At 68.8% G+C, this 16,353-nt stretch carries 15 protein-coding genes and 1 pseudogene; 7 read left to right on the plus strand and 9 right to left on the minus strand.

The window, feature by feature from the left end; all coding sequences use genetic code 11:
- Nucleotides 1–399 precede the first annotated feature (399 nt).
- Together AB5J56_RS01595 and AB5J56_RS01600 are read right to left on the minus strand one after the other, a co-directional pair.
- Nucleotides 400–885 carry a DUF6114 domain-containing protein gene (locus AB5J56_RS01595; protein ID WP_369229247.1) on the minus strand — a complete coding sequence of 162 codons (486 nt, stop codon included), beginning with the start codon at nucleotides 883–885 and terminating at the stop codon, nucleotides 400–402.
- Nucleotides 886–1,003: 118 nt separating this feature from the next.
- Nucleotides 1,004–1,618 carry a DUF6230 family protein gene (locus AB5J56_RS01600; RefSeq protein WP_369229248.1) on the minus strand — a complete coding sequence of 205 codons (615 nt, stop codon included), beginning with the start codon at nucleotides 1,616–1,618 and terminating at the stop codon, nucleotides 1,004–1,006.
- Between the two features lie 273 nt (nucleotides 1,619–1,891).
- Here AB5J56_RS01600 and AB5J56_RS01605 point away from each other — a divergent pair, with 273 nt between their 5' ends.
- Complete coding sequence (locus tag AB5J56_RS01605; RefSeq protein ID WP_369229250.1) at nucleotides 1,892–2,596, plus strand: MerR family transcriptional regulator; 705 nt, start codon at nucleotides 1,892–1,894, stop codon at nucleotides 2,594–2,596.
- A 93-nt stretch (nucleotides 2,597–2,689) separates the two neighbouring features.
- Here the strand turns inward: AB5J56_RS01605 and AB5J56_RS01610 are convergent, their stop codons facing one another.
- On the minus strand, nucleotides 2,690–4,822 hold the full coding sequence (locus tag AB5J56_RS01610; RefSeq protein WP_369229252.1) for an MMPL family transporter: 2,133 nt from the start codon (nucleotides 4,820–4,822) through the stop codon (nucleotides 2,690–2,692).
- A 309-nt stretch (nucleotides 4,823–5,131) separates the two neighbouring features.
- Here AB5J56_RS01610 and AB5J56_RS01615 point away from each other — a divergent pair, with 309 nt between their 5' ends.
- Complete coding sequence (locus AB5J56_RS01615; protein ID WP_369229254.1) at nucleotides 5,132–5,767, plus strand: TetR/AcrR family transcriptional regulator; 636 nt, start codon at nucleotides 5,132–5,134, stop codon at nucleotides 5,765–5,767.
- A gap of 243 nt (nucleotides 5,768–6,010) precedes the next feature.
- On the opposite strand, the gene AB5J56_RS01620 is transcribed toward AB5J56_RS01615, so the two are convergent.
- The 5 genes from AB5J56_RS01620 to AB5J56_RS01640 form a co-directional block, all read right to left on the minus strand.
- Nucleotides 6,011–6,376 carry a hypothetical protein gene (locus tag AB5J56_RS01620; RefSeq protein ID WP_369229256.1) on the minus strand — a complete coding sequence of 122 codons (366 nt, stop codon included), beginning with the start codon at nucleotides 6,374–6,376 and terminating at the stop codon, nucleotides 6,011–6,013.
- Nucleotides 6,377–6,410: 34 nt separating this feature from the next.
- Nucleotides 6,411–7,031 (minus strand): L-dopachrome tautomerase-related protein, encoded by a 621-nt coding sequence (locus tag AB5J56_RS01625; protein WP_369229258.1) that lies wholly within the window; start codon nucleotides 7,029–7,031, stop codon nucleotides 6,411–6,413.
- 426 nt (nucleotides 7,032–7,457) lie between these two features.
- Nucleotides 7,458–7,970 carry a nuclear transport factor 2 family protein gene (locus AB5J56_RS01630; RefSeq protein WP_369229260.1) on the minus strand — a complete coding sequence of 171 codons (513 nt, stop codon included), beginning with the start codon at nucleotides 7,968–7,970 and terminating at the stop codon, nucleotides 7,458–7,460.
- Nucleotides 7,971–8,036: 66 nt separating this feature from the next.
- A complete protein-coding gene (locus tag AB5J56_RS01635) occupies nucleotides 8,037–8,849 on the minus strand; it encodes an oxidoreductase (RefSeq protein WP_369242321.1) in 813 nt (270 codons plus the stop codon).
- A gap of 1,179 nt (nucleotides 8,850–10,028) precedes the next feature.
- Complete coding sequence (locus AB5J56_RS01640; protein WP_369229262.1) at nucleotides 10,029–10,670, minus strand: TetR/AcrR family transcriptional regulator; 642 nt, start codon at nucleotides 10,668–10,670, stop codon at nucleotides 10,029–10,031.
- Nucleotides 10,671–10,820: 150 nt separating this feature from the next.
- Between AB5J56_RS01640 and AB5J56_RS01645 the strand changes: the two genes are divergently transcribed.
- From AB5J56_RS01645 to AB5J56_RS01665, 5 genes are all read left to right on the plus strand, one after another.
- Complete coding sequence (locus AB5J56_RS01645; RefSeq protein WP_369229264.1) at nucleotides 10,821–11,732, plus strand: SDR family oxidoreductase; 912 nt, start codon at nucleotides 10,821–10,823, stop codon at nucleotides 11,730–11,732.
- Between the two features lie 4 nt (nucleotides 11,733–11,736).
- On the plus strand, nucleotides 11,737–12,873 hold the full coding sequence (locus AB5J56_RS01650) for a hypothetical protein (protein WP_369229266.1): 1,137 nt from the start codon (nucleotides 11,737–11,739) through the stop codon (nucleotides 12,871–12,873).
- Complete coding sequence (locus AB5J56_RS01655; RefSeq protein ID WP_369229268.1) at nucleotides 12,870–13,793, plus strand: alpha/beta fold hydrolase; 924 nt, start codon at nucleotides 12,870–12,872, stop codon at nucleotides 13,791–13,793. Before AB5J56_RS01650 ends, AB5J56_RS01655 begins: the two co-directional genes overlap by 4 nt.
- 90 nt (nucleotides 13,794–13,883) lie before the next feature.
- A complete protein-coding gene (locus AB5J56_RS01660) occupies nucleotides 13,884–14,795 on the plus strand; it encodes a metal-dependent hydrolase (RefSeq protein ID WP_369229270.1) in 912 nt (303 codons plus the stop codon).
- A gap of 89 nt (nucleotides 14,796–14,884) precedes the next feature.
- Entirely contained in the window at nucleotides 14,885–15,928 is a 1,044-nt protein-coding gene (locus AB5J56_RS01665) for a 2Fe-2S iron-sulfur cluster-binding protein (protein WP_369229272.1), read from the plus strand.
- Between the two features lie 39 nt (nucleotides 15,929–15,967).
- Here AB5J56_RS01665 and AB5J56_RS01670 read toward each other — a convergent pair.
- Nucleotides 15,968–16,314 (minus strand): annotated as a pseudogene (locus AB5J56_RS01670) (RNA-guided endonuclease InsQ/TnpB family protein); the annotation flags it as partial.
- Nucleotides 16,315–16,353 lie beyond the last annotated feature (39 nt).

The following is a 16,353-nucleotide window of genomic DNA, read 5'->3' on the forward strand; positions in this document are numbered from 1 at the left end:
CCCGCTCCCTCGTCGTCCGCGTGCGACGACGGCTTGACGGGCTCCCCGCTCTGGTGAGCGCCGACCGTGCGGGGATCAGCGGACGGGGTGGAGTTTGCGGGAGCGTTCGTCGCAGAGGTTGAGGTGTCGTCGGGACGGGCGCAGTCGACACCACTGGTTCCAGGCGCGCCTGACCCCTCTTCGGAAACGGAGAGCGCCGCAGTGGTGCTCGTGTCCGCGGACTCGGGCAGGCGTTGACTTCCCAGGATGAGGGCGGTCGGCAGCACGGTGAGCGCGAGAGCCCTCCCGACCGGCAGACGCAGGCGTGTCAGCGCGGACGTACGGGGGATGGCGTGCCGGCCTCTCGGCAGTCGAGCGAATCGGGGGACTGCGGCCTCGCCGCGGGTGTCGGGCGACTGGTCACTCACTCCCCTGTCCTCCCACCCGGCTGACGGCGGCTGACGGCCCCTCGGCGCCGTCGGGTATGTCCTCCGGGTCCCCGTCCACCGGGCCCCATGCCAGAGCCAGGAGTCCGCCCGCCGCCGCGAGCAGCGTGCCGACGAAAAAGCCGCCGAAATTGGAAATGGGAAGCGACAGAACGCCGAGGAACACCGCGACGCAGCCGGCGAAGAACCTGATGATCGGCTGGAACCAGAGGAGTCCGCCGAGGACGATCAGAGTCAGGCCGATGACCAGGGATCCGGCCCCCGCCGTGGTGGACATCGCCACGGACAAGGCGCCCAGGGAGAGGTTGAAATACGGGAAGTAGATGATGGGCGCAGCGGCAAGGAGCACCAGCAGACCCGCCCAGAAGGGGCGGGTGCGCCGCCAGGCCCGGAAGCCTCGGCGAGCGCGGGTGAAGCCGCTGTCGCTGTGGGGGTGCGCGGGTGCACCGGCACTCGTCATGTGGCAGCTCCCAAGTCGTGGGTGGGTGAGGGTGTCCGCGAGGACGGTGGGGCACTGCCGCCCCCTGCGCAGTCGCCGGCCGCTTCCGCGCGCGGGAGGCGAGGGGGCGGAAGCGAGGTCAGAAGCAGTCGTGGCGGCCGCCCGCGATGTTCATGTGCAGGCCCGCCAGTTCGAACGTTCCCGCAGTCGTGGCCCAGACCTTCTGGTGGGCATCAATGATTTCGACCGCGTCCGCCTGCTGGGCGTATCCGTTGGGATCCACGTGGTCCTTCGGGTTGACCTGACCCTTGGTCATGGAACCAGTGGCAACGCCGATGTCGACGTTGGTGAAGGTGCCCTTCTTCGCCTGGAGATCGGTCATGTCGATGTACAGGTCCTTGGCCTTGACCGGCGTACCCGATCCGCCGGCCTTTAGCGTCATCGTGTAGGTCCCGAGGACAGGTATGTCCACCGGGACGGACTGGCACATGTCGGTGACCGTCGCATTCTTGATGGACGAGACCGAGACGGGCACGTGCTTGCCGTTCTTGGCGACATCGACCGTGGCGTAGTTGCCGAATCCAGTGCCGCTCAGCTTGCCGGCCGAAACCTGGAAGTCGGAACCGGAGATGCTGAACGAAGCGGCCAGTGCGCCCTGGGCCATGGAGACGGCGACCGCCGCGGTGGCGGCCACTGTCGGCACCGCACCGATGGCGAAGCGCTTCCAGTGGGTCTTGCCGATTCGCTGGGACATGTGTGGTTCTCCGTTGTCTAGGCGTACGAGACGACCGGACCCAGAACCGACTGGCCCGGGTCCGGGGCGGGGGAAGAACTGCGGCTGGGTGTGGCCGTGACGGTGCAGCCGGCTTCCGCGGGCGCATGTCGTCCACGCGCACGGAGGAAGTGGGTACACCGAAGAAGCGCTCGATAGTGTTACTACCGAGTACCCGATAGTGGCACTATCGATCCCATCGAGGCAACCCCCGGTAACGCGATACTGGTGGGACAGTTGAGCGTGAGGGAGCGCATGAGGATTTCAGAGCTCAGCCGACGGTCCGGGGTGCCGATGGCGACCATCAAGTACTACCGACGGGAAGGGCTGCTTCCCGAGGGACGCGCGCTGAACCCGACGGCGGTCGAGTACGGCGAGGAGCACATCCAGCGGCTCCGTCTGATCCGTTCTCTCATCCAGCTCGGCGGGCTGTCCGTCGCACGTACCCGTGAGGTGCTCGAGGCGGTGGACCATCCGCTGGATGCGTTCGAGACCCTGGGCGTCGTCCACCACGCACTGCCCGTGCCCTCCGCGGCCAAGAACGCGAAGGGCGCGAAGGACGACGACGGGCCTGACAGCGCTGTCGACGAAGCGGTGTCGGGCGAAGGAGCCGTAGCGAGCGTCGAGGCTCTCATCGGGACCATGGGCTGGCAGATCTCCGATGCGTCGCCGCACCGCCCGGCGCTCGCCGAGAGTCTCGCCGCGCTGAGCCGCCTCGGCACCGACTACACAGCCGACGACCTCGTCCCCTACGCACGGCTCGCCACCTCCACCGCCGATTTGGACTTCGCGCAGTTCGAGGGGATCGAGGACCGCATCGCCCTCGCCGAGCGCGCGGTGGTCCTCACCGTGCTGTTCGAGCCGGTCGTCCGGCTGCTACGGCGTCTGGCCCAGGAGGACGCGAACCACCGTCGCCATGACCGCCTTGCATGCGGGCGGGGCGAGCAGCCGGAGGAGTGAGTCCCCAGCAGGGCACCGTCGACACCCTCCGCTCGCGACGGCAGCGAGGGCCGAAGTGCCCCGGGTGAAGGCACTTCGGCCTCTCGGAAGGGTTCAGCCCGTGGTGACGGGGACCCTCTCGTCGGTGTCTTCGGGCACGTCGGTCTCCTTGATGCCGAACCGGTCGTAGAAGCGGGCGAGTGGGCCCGGAGCCCACCAGGCCGCCCTGCCCAGCAGCCTCATGACGGCCGTTCCCAGCAGGACCCGCACCACCAGCACGTCCACCAGGACCGCGAACACCATGCCGACACCGAACAGCTTGATCGTCAGCACATCGCTCATCCCGATCGCCGCGAGCGGCACGCACATCAGCACCGCCGCGCTCACGACCAGGCGGCCGATGGACTGCAGCCCGGTCGCCACGGCTTCCGTGCTGTCGCCCTGCTTGTCGTACTGCTCCCGCATCCGGGACACCAGGAACACCTCGTAGTCCATGGAGAGCCCGAAGATCAGCGCGAACAGCATGATCGGCATGTTGGGCTCGATGTTGCCCGTCGGATCGAAGCCGAGCAGGTTGTGCAGATGGCCGTCCTGGAAGATCCAGACCAGGACGCCGAAGGTCGCGGACAGCGACAGCATGTTCATCGCGATCGCCTTCAACGGCAGCAGCACCGAGCCGAACGCGAGGAACAGCAGGAGGTACGTCATCACCGCGATGTAGAGCAGCATCCACGGCAGGGTCTCGCCCAGCGCGTCCAGGGTGTCGTCGTACACCGCCGACTCGCCGCCGAAGTACGCCCGGGCGCCCGGCGGTTCGGGGACGTCCTTGAGCCGGTTCACCAGGTCGCGCGCGTGGGTCGAGATGGGATTGCCGTCGTAGGTGACCGACACCCGGGCCGTGGTGCCCTCCACGCCGCTGATCCGGGCGCTCGTGGCGCCCTCCGTGGCGCCGAGCCGCTCGGCGTACGCCTTCAACGCCGCGCCCTGGTCCTTCGAGGTCCCGTCGGACTTCAGCACGAGCAGCGAGTCGATGGACTTCACCGCGTCGCCGTCAAAGTCGTGCTCCATGGCGTTGAAGACCTGGCGACCCTCGGAGCTGCTCGGCAGCTGCTGCGCGTTGATGGAACCGAACTCGATCTTGGAGAACGGCAGGGCGAGCGTCAGCAGCAGGCCCACCGCGCCCACCACCACGACCCACCGCCGCCGCATCAGGCCGTGCCCGAACCGGTACCAGGCACCCTCGCCCGCCGCCGTCGGCCGCCCTGCCTTCTTGCGGCGCAGCGGGAAGGCATTGACCTTCGATCCCATCACGGCGAGCAGCGCGGGCAGCGCGACCAGTGAGAAGAGCACCGCCAGCAGGACCGCTGCCACACCGCCGTACGACATCGACTTCAGGAACGTGGACGGGAAGAGGGTCAAGCCGGCCAGCGCCGCCGCGACCGTCGTGCCGGAAACCATCACGGTGCGCCCGGCCGTGGCAAGGGTGCGCCCGATCGCCGCTTCACCGGTGTAGCCGGCCGCCAGCTCCTCGCGGTAGCGGCTCACGATCAGCAGGCCGTAGTCGATGGCGACCGCGAGACCCAGGATCGTGACCAGGCTCATGGAGAACACGGACACGTCGGTGATGTTCGCGATGGTCCGCAGGACGGCCATCGAACCAAGGATGGAGAGCACGCCGACAAGCAGCGGGAGGAAGGCCGCGGTCAGACCGCCGAACACGACCAGCAGGAGCAGGAAGAGCACGGGGGCCGAGATGATTTCCGCGGTTCTCAGGTCATGTTCGATCTTCTCACTCGCCTGGTGGCCGGTGGGTACCGTTCCACCTTGCAGCGTCTGAAGGCCAGGTGCCGGAATCTTGTCCTTGACCGCCTCGTACGCGTCCTCCTTGGCCTTCTCGCTGCTGCCGTGCAGGTTCAGGGCGACGTAGGTGGCGTGCCGGTCGTGGCTGACCTGCGCCGGCATCTTGGTCGTCCAGAAGTCCAGGTAGCCGGTCACCTCCGACTTCGGCAGGGACTCCAACTGCTTGACGACCGCCTGCTGGAAGGACGGGTCGTCGACGGTGCGGTCCTTGTCGCGATAGACGATCACCGCGTCAGGCGTCCGCTGCGGGAACGCCTTCTCGGCGATGTGGGCCGCGCGCACGCTGTCCGAGCCGGGGTCCTGGAAGCCGAGCGGTGTCAGGGATCCGAAGACTCCGGCACCGTAGGCCCCGGACAGGACGGCGAACAGCATCGTCAGTATCAGCACCGGCTTTCGCCTGCGGTACAGCAGTCGCCCAAACCCCTCAAACATTACTTCTCCTAGATCGTTAGCCAGCGCCAGGCAGGACCGTCTGAAGGTCGGCGCCGAACGAACCGTAACAGTGTTTTTATTGCTCGATGCAACGCTGTTGCACACCTCTCATCCGGCGAGGGGTCGAGTTCATCCACCCTGACCTGCTGGTATGCAAGAGGAGCTTGTTCGGAAGCGGCGGATCCTGGCGCGGGCGCATCGGACGGCAACAAGCCAAGGCGATGCCGAGAAGCATTCGTAACGGCGTTGCAATAAGATGGCGCCATGGCCAGGCTCAAGACACATGACGAAGCACTCCGGCTCCGGCTCCTACACCGCGCTGCCGCCACGGTCTTCGACCGCGGCACGGCCGCCCTGAGCCTGCGACAGCTCGCTGCGGACGTGAAGACCTCGACCACGGCGGTCTACTCGCTGTTCGGCAACAAGGCGGGCCTGCTCAGGAGCCTGTACGAGGAGGCCGCGCGGCTCTTCGTCGCACGCCTGGCAGCCATCCGTCCGACGGACGACCCAGCCGGCGACGTGATCCGGCTTGGGCTCGTCTATCGCGAATACGCCATCGCCAACCCGCATCTCTACGCGATCCTCTTCGCCGACCGCAGCGTCCAGTGCCCGTCCGAGCCGGAGTCGGAGTCGCCGCGTGAGGCCATCGAGACCTACCGGCCCCTCGTCGACGCCGTGCGGCGCGGACAGCAGGCAGGGCAGTTCAGTTCGGAGTCCGACCCGGAGGTCATCGCGCTGTCGGTCTGGGGAACGGCCCATGGCCTGGTGTCCCTGGTGCTCTCGGGGAACGAGCCGCCCGGGCTCGCGGTCGCCGACTGCTACGAGCGGGCACTGGGGGTACTGGTGGCGGGGTGGCGAGAGAGCGAGGGGAAAGTTCAGGGGGTCGCTGACGCGCCGTGAGCCCGGAGCCGGTACCCGCTCCGGGCCTGAACGTACGGTTCAGCGCCTTGAGGGCGTGGAGTTGTACGGAGACTGTCGAGTTGTACGGAGACCATGGCCTGCCCGAAATCGACCGCAGCGCCGCGCACCACACCGGCAAGACCTGCCCCGCCCGGGTCCGCGCCCGGGTCGAGGTCGCCCGCTGTACGGCCGGGGTGCACACTGCTCCCCCGCCCAGGCGGCCGCCTGGGCCGGCCGGAGAGGTCACACGAGCCTGACCGGCCCGGCGTCGATGGGCAGGCGGACCAGGAGATAGGGCTTACGGCGCAGGTCCTGGCCCTCGTGGAAGGGCGACAGCCGGTCGAGCTGGTTGGCGGTGGCGTACAGGTGCCGGTCCGAGGCGACGGACAGGGTGTCGACCCAGATCAGGTCGCTCCCCTGGGCGAGGGTCCGGTAGGTGCCGTTCGGGCTTCTCCGCCAGATCGCGTTGTGTTCCAGGTCGCCGCCGTAGAGCCGCCCCTTGTCGTCGCTCTCCAGGCCGTCGGCCATCGGCTTGAACCCGAGGTCCTCGACCGTCGCCGCCACCTCGGCGTCCGTGGCGTCCAGGTCGGCGAGGGCGTCGGTCGACACGCTGCGCAGTCGACGGCTGGACAGCGGGCAGTAGTTAGAGGCGCGTGCCGTCGGCGCTGAGAGCGATGCCGTCGGAGCCGGTCTCGTAGTACGTGGGCTCGCCGCCCGCAGGGCGGACCATGAAGGGCTCGCCCTCGATTACCGGAAGGAACTGCTTGTCCGGGAGTGCCGAGGGGTGCCCGGTCAGTCGCCGCCAGGAGCGGCCCGTGGCGAGGTCGACCACGATCACTCCGTTGGAGCCGCCCGAGTCGGTGATGAAGGCCGTGCCCTCGGCGCCGCGCCGCAGGTCGAATCGCACGTCGTTGGGGTAACTGTTCGCCGGCACCACCTCGGGCGGGAAGAGGATCTTCCGTACGATCCGGTCGGTGCGCAGGTCGACCGCCACGAGCTTGGGACCGCCGTAGGAAGACCCGGCGAACAGCGGGCTTCCGGTGTCGAGGATCCACAGCCGGTCGGCCCCGTCGACGACGACGCTCTGCACCGACTGCAAGTGCCCGGCCAGGTCGGAGGCGTCTTGACGGTTCACCTCGGCGTCGGAGTAGGCAACCGGCTTCCCGCCGCGCAGCCCGGCGACGGTGAACGGGACGTCGTCGCCCCAGCGGGGAAAGTTGACGAAGATGCGGCCGCGGCGCGAGACGGTGACACCCGTCGGCATCGCACCCCAGAAGCGGGCAACTACTTCGTAGTGACCGGCTGTTGAACCGGAGGGGAGGCGTAGGCGGGTCCGGCGAGTTGGGTAGCGGCCAGCGACGCGGTGGTCGCCGTAAGGAACGTACGTCGCTTCACGGGAGCGTCTCCTACTGGGTCAAGTTGCTGGAAGGCGCGGCGAGTTGCCGCATCACTTCGGTGCGGGGGGATTGGCCGGACGCTGCCGTGGCCGGTGAGGGACGGTGCCTCCAGCAGCCGCTCTCGGGAGTCGGCTTCACCCGTGGGGTCAGGCGAGCCGGAGCCCACCTGGACGGCAGATACCTCGTGCGTTCCTGCGACCTGAAGCTGTCTGCCGGGGACAGCGCCTGCGGCTGCCGCCAACTTCTAGAAGGGGAACGGGGTCAAACGGCCGGTGGACCTGGTGCTCCCAGGTCTACCGGGCTGTCGGGCGGGTCTTCGCGACCATGCTGCGGTCCCCCGAGGAGACCATCGCGTGTATCGGTATGGTGCTGACGCTCATGAGCGTCGCAAGGCCCCGGCGCCCCTGTTGGCGGGCGAGCTCCGGCCCCATGAGGTGCATCAGGGCGGTGAGGGCCGGCATCGGACGCCCGAAGAGCGTGATCTCCTTGATCTTTGCCTCGTCGTCGAGCCGCAGCAACTGCACTTCCTCGAACGACTGGGACCCCACCCGCGCCCGGTAGACCAGCGCGTACGCGTCACCCTCGCCGGTCTGGGTGTGGTAGCTGACGTCCTTGACCGCCGCGAACGCCACGGTCAGGAAGTCGCGCAGCTGGCCAGATCCCTCGAAGCGGAACTGGTCGGTGAGCGGCGAGCTGAGCACGACGTCCCGGCTCAGACACGCGACCGCGGCGTCGACGTCACCGTTTTCCTCGGCGGAGCGCCAGCTCGCCACGGTGGCGGCGGCGGAGTGCAGCGTCTCGGACATGGGTCTCTCCCGGTATCAACGGCGCGAACGAGTTTGTGGGTGGACAGGGTTTGCGGGTGGTGGGTGTCAGCCGACGAGCTTGTTCATCGTGCGGATCTGCTTGTCCAGGACCCAGGCGGGCACGAAGCGGAGTAGGCGCGCGCGTCCGGCCATGGGGCCGGCGGCGTAGCGAAGTTTCGGCTTCGCGTCGGTCGCGGCCGTGACAACCGCCTTGGCGACCACGGCGGGGTCGTCACCGCTCTTGATCGCCTCCGCCATCAGGCGGTCGAAGACGTGCCGCTGGTCGGCGTAGGTCTGCAGGGGGGTGTCGGGCTTGGCGCTGTTGGCCTCGAACCCGGTGTTGGTGTAGGCGGGTTCGACCAGGAGCGAGCGGACACCGTACTGCCGGACCTCGTGGTCCAGGGACTGGGAGTAGCCCTCGATGGCGTGCTTGGACGCCCCGTAGACCGCCATGTAGGGAGCGGGGATGAAGCCCTGCACGGACGAGAGGTTGATGATGCGTCCGCGCCCCCGGGCGCGCATGTGCGGCAGGACCTCCTTCACCATGCGCATGACCCCGAAGACGTTGATGTCGAAAACGCCCTGGGCCTGCGCGAGGGAGGTCTCCTCGGCCGCGCCGATCGAGCCGATGCCGGCGTTGTTGACCAGGACGTCGATCCGCCCGAACCGGTCGATCACCTGCTGGACCACCGCGGTGACCGACTTGTCACTGACCACGTCGAGGTCGAAGAACGTCACACCCTGGAGAGGGGTGACACGTGAGGTGTCGCGGCCTGTGCCGGCCACCTCGAAACCTGCCGTGACCAGCGCGAGCGCGGTCTGCTTCCCGATGCCGGAGGAGGCGCCCGTCACGAGGGCCACCGGTCGATTTGTCGTCATCATGCACTCCCGAACTCCTGGAGGAAACCGATCGGTTTCACTTGCCTCACTGTAAACCGATCGGTTTCCAGTGCGCAAGCTCTCAAGCAGGGAGCTGATTCCGGGCCGCGTCACAGGCCGGCTTCACGTCGAGCTGACCGGCGCCCTCCGGCATGGCGGCACGCACCGGATGAGCAGGCAGGAGAGATGTGGGAGCGCCATCCCCGCGCTGCGATCGCGGGCTCGCGCTCACGGGCTGCTACGGCACCTCTGCCGAGGCGATTGCCAGCCTGTCGGTATCACGCAGCCGTACCTCTTCCGCGCTCCGCGTCAAGGTGCTCGTCACCGTCGCCTTGACGCGGAGCACGGAAGGGGCCCGCCCGGCGTTCGAGAGCGCGGGCAAAGGGATGAGGGGCACGAGCGGGCCTCCTGCGCCATGGGCAGCCCAAGAGCGATCGGTTATACGCGGCCCGATCTCGGCCCACCTCGAAACGCCGCAGATACAGGGATACGCCGTCGCGGCAGCCACCGGCGCGCGGGCAATGACCAGATCGGCGAGGGTCCGGGCCGGCCGGATGAGGCTCCGGGAAACGGTGACCATGCCCTGCCGCTGGGCGCCGATGCCGACAAGACCACAGCCTCCCCCGCGCCCGGCTGCTCATCAATTCCCTTACGATCATCGGGCTTTGCCCCGAACGCCGGGGAGCAAAGGCATCAAGTCACGCGGGCCGCGAGCGCGATGAGCCCGGCCCCGGTGGGAAAAAGGCCGTCAGCCCTCCCTTGATCCGGTGCGCTACCTGGCTCGCAGGGCAGGGCACTCAGCGGGCCTGGGCATGTGCAGGCATCCAGCGACAACGGCAGGGTCGGGTCCCTCGCGGGCCAGGACCCGGGGCGCGCGCCAGCAGGCGCACGCGGCAGGTGATCCGCGATCGCTCAGCAGCTCCCGCGACGCGACGGGCCCGCCATGGTTCGCGGCCGCTCAGCCCGATCGCGCTGCGTCGCTTCCGGATGGATGACGGGTATGAGACCCGTCCGGCAGTCGAAAACCAGCAGGTGCGCCGCACCTGCGTTCATCGCGCAATGGTTCTCGCCGGCCATGCCTGATCGAAACAGGGACGCCTAGCGTGCCGAGCTGTTGATCAGGAGCCATGAGCCGCCGTCCGGCACAGAGAGCCCCTGAAGGAATCCGGGCCTGTGTGATCAGGACTGATCGCTGATGGCTCGGTAAGCCGCGATGAACAGGGTGTGGCACAGGTCGATCAGTTCTTCGACGGTGGCATTCTGGTGGCCGAGCGTCCAGTCCACGAGGAGTTCGTTGACTCCGCCGACCAGGCTCATCGCGGTCATGGTGAGCCGGTTGGAGGAGGCTTCCGGGCCGGGAAGCGGTGCGACGACGGCGGCGACCATTGCGGCGAATTCGTGCAGGACCTCACGGCGCCGTACTTCGAGGCGGGGGCTGGCGCCCACGACCTCGATGAGTACCAGGCGGGCCTTGCGGGCGTCGCCTGCCAGTGTGCGGATGAACACCTCGAGGCCGGCGCGCAGCTGGGCGTCGACATCGGGTGCGGCGGCGGCTGCGGCCTGCGCGGTTTCGGCGCTGATCGTAGCGATCAGCTCGTTGTAGACCCCGGTGAGAAGGTCTTCGCGGTCGCGGAACGACTCGTAGAAGTAGCGCTCGGTCAGTCCGGCGTGCGAGCACACCTGCTTGACGGAGACCGAGGCATATCCAACCGTGCCGAACATGTCGAGGCCCGCCTCGATGAGGCGGGTGCGGCGCTCCTGCTGTCGTTGCGCCGCGTCGCGTCCGCCGTAGCGCCGCCCGGCGGTCTGTGTGCCGGTCATTTTTCCCCTTCGCAGAGGTGTTGACACCGGTGTGCTCCGAACTGACACTCTAGCTTGTCAGTTCATCTGACATGGCATCGTGTCAGACGCGTAGGGGCCGCTTGCCGCTCAACGGTCCGCTCGTGCTCAGGGCAAGGAAGGGGCTCGACCGTGGCAGTACCGCCCAAAACCCCGTACACGTTCAGCCGGAGAGACCGCGACAGGCTCTCCCGCACACAACCGCTGACCGGCCGAGTGATCGCGGTCACCGGGGCGGGCCGCGGAATCGGGCGCTCCGTCGCGGCCCAACTCGCCGCAGCCGGAGCCGCCGTGGCGATCGGCGATCTCGACGCGGAGCTCGCCAGGGAGACGGCCGGTGCCATCGGCGCGCGTCCCGGTGGCCGACTGCTCGGGCTGTCTCTCGACGTCACCGACACACATTCCTTCGATGACTTCCTGCGCACCGTCGAGACCCGGCTGGGGCCGATCGACGTACTGATCAACAACGCCGGAATCATGTGGGTGGGCCCCTTCGAGGAGGAACCGGAAGAAGCCGCCCTGCGCCAGTTCGACGTCAACGTCCACGGCGCAGTGCGTGGGATGAAACTCGTGATCCCGGAGATGCGGAAACGCGGTCGCGGCCACGTGGTGAACATCGCCTCCGCCGCCAGCAAGGTCGCCCCGGCCGGCGAGGCGACCTACGCGGCGACGAAGCACGCCCTCCACGGCTACAGCACAGCCGTCCGTGCCGAGCTGCGCGGCACCGGTGTGCAGGTGTCCCTGGTGATGCCCGGCGTCGTGGACACCGAGCTGGCCGTGGGCACCGCGACCGGCCCCACCCGACGCCTGACGACGGATCAGGTGGCCGACGCGGTGCTCGACGTCGTGCTGCGCCCGCGGTTCGAGGTCTTCGTTCCCCGCCAGATAGCCGCCCTGACCCGGCTGGCCGCGGTGCTGCCGGGCCGTGCCCGCGACGCCCTGCATCACCTCCTTGTCCCCAATCAGCTCGCCGCCCTGTCCGACCGGTCGGTCCGCGCGGCCTACGAACAGCGCACCCGCACCGCCCGCCTGCCCGAAGGATGAGCCCGTGACCACCACGCCCAAGCCGACGCCCAGCGCGAAGAAGGCCCAGGACGCCGCCGCTCCGCGTCCCATCCCCGAATTCGAGGGTGTCCACGACGTATGGCCCCGCGGTGACCGGCTGCGCGCCGTGCGCAGCGCCGCGGCCACCTACCGTGAGCGGTTCGTCCAGCAGGGCCGCATCCACGCCGTCCGCAGTTTCGACATCGCCGCCGCCCCGTACCCGACCCGGTTCGGCTTCCACGGCGCCGCACTCGCCGTCAACCCGTTCGTGAGCATCGTCAACCGGATGCTCGTCGTACAGTTCGACGGCTTCGACGGTGAGCCGAAAACACTCGTGTGGGAGCCGACCGTCGCCGCCGGAACGGCTCAAGCACCGTTCTACGCCCAGCTCAAGCGTCTGGCGGGGGACTTTCTCACCGAGCACGTCTTCGCCCGCTTCTACCAGGACCCGAACACCGTCCTGCCCTCCTGCGGTCTGCGACCCGAGGACGTGGACTTCGTCAGCTTCGACCACCTGCACGTCCAGGACGTGCGCATGATCATGGGAAGTACCAGCACGATTCCGGGTGAACGGGCGCCCCGTGAAGCGCTGTTCCCGCGCGCCCGGTTGTTGGTGCACCGCAGGGAGCTGGGCACCTTCGAATCGGTGCATCCGATGCAGTGGGCCTGGTACGTCGACGGAGGCATGGACGGGGTACCGCCCGAGCGCATCACCGCCTTCGACGGCGATGTCGAACTCGGCGTCGGCGTCAGCCTGCTGTGGACCCCCGGCCACACGGACGGCAACCACTCCCTGGTACTGAACACCCCCGACGGGGTGTGGGTCTCCTCCGAGAACGGCATCTCGGCAGACAACTGGCAGCCCGAGCTCTCCCACATCCCCGGGGTGCGCCGTCACGCCGCGTTCTACGGCCATGAGGTGGTGCCCAACGCCAACACCCTGGAGGACTCCCTCGACCAGTACGACTCCATGGTCAAGGAGAAGACCCTCGCCGACCCCAGCCGGCGCGATCCACGCTGGCTGCAGATCCTGCCCTCCTCGGAGCTGGCCCCTTTCAAACGGCACTGGCCGGTGCGGCCCAGCTTCTTCCACGGCGGTCTGAACTACGGCGAACTGACCCCTGCCGGTGGTGGCCGATGACCGGCCCGGCCGCCCACCGGATCGCCGCGGACGGCGTGGAGTTGGCCGCCTACCAATGGGGACCGTCCACAGCTCCTCCGGTGGTGCTGGTCCACGGCTATCCGGACACCAGCGCCGTGTGGCGCCCGGTCGCCGAGCGCCTGGCCGACCGCTTCCACGTCACCGCCTTCGACGTGCGGGGAGCCGGTGCCTCCCACCGGCCCAGGGGTCTGCGCGCCTACCGGATGTCCCGCCTGGAAGCCGACCTGGAGGCGGTTCTCGACGCCGTGAGCCCCGACCGCCCGGTGCACCTGGTCGGACACGACTGGGGATCGATCCACTCCTGGGAGTCGGTCACCGGCACCCGCCTGGCCGGGCGGATCGCCTCGTTCACCTCCATCTCCGGACCCTGCCTGGACCACGTCGGCCACCTGATCCGGGCCCGCCTTCGGCCGCGGCACCCGGATCTGCCGAAGATGCTGCGGCAGGCCGCACGGTCCTGGTACATCGCCTACTTCCATTTCCCGCTCCTGCCCGCCCTGACCTGGAGAGCACTGGGACACCGCTGGCGCACCTTCCTCACCGGCTCCCAAGGCATGCCCGGGCACACCCGCTACCCCGCCCCGACGCTGGCCCGCGACGCCGTGTCCGGCACTGCGCTGTACCGCGCCAACATGCTGCCCCGCCTGCTGCGTCCCCGGGACCGGCCGACCACCGTCCCGGTTCAACTCATCATCCCCACCCGGGACTTCTGCGTCACCCCGGTGCTGTCGTACGGAGTTGAGCACTGGACGGGCCAGCTACAACGGCGCCCGATCGACGCCGGGCACTGGGTACAGCTCAGCCACCCCGAGGAGATCGCGTCCCGGATCGCGGAATTCGCCCACCGCATCGAAGACGGCTCCCTCCACAGCCCGGACCACACCGCCCACCCGATCTGACAGCCCAACAGCCCAACAGGCCGGCAGTACTGGACGACTGCCTGACCGCCCTTCCGCACACACCGATCGCCGACGGAGGAGGAACCTGTCATGTTCCGAGCCGCACATGCCCACCCGGAGCGCCCGTCAGAGCCCATCGACCACCACGACCTGGTGCTGCAACCCCGGGACGTCACCTTCGACTGGGGCGCCACCCCGCTGCACTGGCTGCCGGGTGAGCCCTTCGCGACCCACACCTTCGATGTGCTCCACCTCATGCTCCCCGAGCTCGAACGCTGGTTCGTGCGCACCTTCGAGCAGGCACTGCCACTGATCACCGATGACCGGCTGCGCGAGGACGTACGCGGCTTCATCGGCCAGGAGGCGATGCACGCCGAGGCGCACCAGGAGGTCCTGGAACACCTGCTCGCCAAGGGGCTGGACCCGGGTCCGTACACCGTGCAGTCCGAATGGATCTTCCGAAGGGTGCTCGGAGACCGGCCGGAGCTGACGCCGGCCGCCGCACACGCGCACCTCCTCCAACGGCTCGCCCTCATCGCGGCCTTCGAGCACTTCACCGCGTACATGGGTCACTGGATTCTCAGCAACGGGCACCTGGACCGGGCCGGCGCAGACCCCGCGATGCTGGATCTGTTCCGCTGGCACGGCGCGGAGGAGGTCGAGCACCGTTCGGTGGCGTTCGACCTGCTGGTGCACCTCGATCCCCGGTACCGGCGCCGAGTGGTCGGCATGCTCGTCACCGCTCCGGTGCTGACCCGGCTGTGGATCCGCGGAGTCCGCTTCCTGATGCGCGCCGACCCCGAACTCGACGATCGGGTCAAGGTCCGCTTCCGCGACTACCTGACCGCGGCCCGCAAGCACCTGTTGCCCCCGCCGGTCTCGTTCACCCGCTCGGTGCTGCGCTACTTCCACCCCGGCTACCACCCGACCCAGGAGGGCTCGACCCAGCAGGCGGTCGCCTACCTGGCAACGTCCCCCGCTGCCCGAGCGGCTGCCCGATGACCCAGCAACCAGTGGGACATCGCATGGACATCGGCACACCCGCCACTCGGCCGCCGGACCTGTACGGCAGACCGCGCGGCGACTCCTTCATGCAGAAGCTGGCGGCCTTCAGCGACAACGCGGTCACTCGCCTCGCGCGGCGCAGCACTCCTCGCACTCCTCCCAGGCGCCCGCCGGCCACCGAGATGCCCGTGATCCGGGAACTGGTGGTCGCCGCCAAGCACCAAGAGTCCGAGGATGTCGTCTCCCTGCGGCTGGCAGCACCCGACGGGTCAATACTCCCGCCCTGGCAGCCCGGCGCCCACATCGAACTGCACCTGCCCTCCGGCCGCAAGCGGCAATACTCCCTGTGCGGCGACCCTGCCGACCGGTACCAGTACCGCATCGCGGTGCGCCGCATCGCCAACGGCCAAGGCGGTTCGGCCGAGGTACACGACGCCCTCTCAGACGGAATGCGGGTCGCCATCACCGGGCCCCGAAACGCCTTCCCCTTCGCCGCCGAAACGTCCATCCTGCTCATCGCAGGCGGCATCGGAATCACCCCGATCCTGCCGATGGCCCGGGAAGCCGCCCGACGCGGCCTGGACTGGGGGCTCGTGCACACCGGCCGCAGCCGCAGCTCGATGCCCTTCGCGGCAGAGCTGGCCGAGCTCGCATCCGCAGCCCCTGGCCGGGTCTCCATCCGTCCTGACGACGAGTCCGGCGCGCCCGAAGCAGCCGATCTACTGAGCTTGAGCCCGGCGACGGGTGCGGTGTACTGCTGCGGGCCCGCACCCATGATCGACGGCGTTCGGCACGCGTTCGGTGACAGCCGCGCGTCAGCCCTGCACTTCGAGCGTTTCGCCCCGGCCCCGATCACGGACGGCCATCCCTTCGAACTTCAACTGGGCGACACCGGACGGGTTCTGCCAGTGCCCTACGACCGCTCCGCCCTGGATGTTCTCCACGAGGCCCTGCCGGACCTGCCGTTCTCCTGCCGCCAGGGGTTCTGCGGCACCTGCCAGATACGGGTGGCCCATGGCCATGTCGATCACCGTGACCGCCGGCTCACCGCCACCGAACGCGCGGCTGGCGCCATGCTTCCCTGCGTCTCACGTGCACCGGAAGGAGAGCGGTTGGTGCTGGAGGTGTAAGCAGTGACTCCTCCCCGGCGTGGACGCCGAGGCTTCTCGCTATGCCGGTTGGGCGTTGCGACCCGGGCCAGCCCGGCCCGTAGAACGTTCAGGGCGCCCACCGTGTCCGCGTGCGTGTGGTGGCCGCACGAGAGGCAGTGGAACTTCTCCTGGGTGGGCCGGTTCTCCGCTGCGACGTGCCCGCACGCGGGGCAGGTGCGGGAGGTGTTGCGGGGGTCCACGGCGATCACTTCCCGTCCGGCGCTTTCAGCCTTGGCGTGCAGGATCGTCAGGAACACCCCCCATCCGGCATCCGAGATCGAACGGTTCAGTCCGGCCTTCGCGGCGGCCCCGTTGGGCAGGAAACGGCCCGGCCGGTCGGGGTCGGGCTGCGGCTTGGGGGCCTTGGCGCGATCACCGGTCATGTCCCCCGCCGTGGTGTAGGC

The sequence above is a fragment of the Streptomyces sp. R21 genome (assembly GCF_041051975.1).
Classification (GTDB): Bacteria; Actinomycetota; Actinomycetes; order Streptomycetales; family Streptomycetaceae; genus Streptomyces.